The organism is Pseudomonas sp. KK4 (assembly GCF_001984065.1).
Classification (GTDB): Bacteria; Pseudomonadota; Gammaproteobacteria; order Pseudomonadales; family Pseudomonadaceae; genus Aquipseudomonas.
Genome location: NZ_LYVP01000279.1, coordinates 1 through 311, shown reverse-complemented (window position 1 = coordinate 311; position 311 = coordinate 1). Strand labels below are relative to the sequence as shown.

Sequence of the window (311 nt, the reverse complement as noted above, 5' to 3'; positions counted from 1 at the left end):
CCTCAAACCCGCCATCCTCAAATCCACCGCCCCCCACAACCCCAGCCCCATGTTCACCATCACCGCAGACATCCGCACCGAAGACCTCCTGGCTCACGCCTGTGAATCCCTGGCCTCGGCCAGCGTGATGACCAGCGATTTCGCCACGTTCCTCGACGGCCCGCAGCGCAGTACCTTGCTGGGTATCCAACAGGTGATCATGCTGGCGGATCTGGCAGTGAATCGGGCACTGGATAACCTCGATCCGCAGGGTTGAACACAGAACTGAAGTGAATGGCTTTTGTGGCGAGGGAGCTTGCTCCCGCTCGGCT

General features: G+C 60.8%; 1 protein-coding gene. It reads left to right on the top strand.

What is annotated here, in order from left to right; genetic code table 11:
- The first annotated feature begins 13 nt into the window (after positions 1–13).
- On the top strand, positions 14–256 hold the full coding sequence (locus B0W55_RS29480; RefSeq protein WP_077049393.1) for a DUF6124 family protein: 243 nt from the start codon (positions 14–16) through the stop codon (positions 254–256).
- Positions 257–311 lie beyond the last annotated feature (55 nt).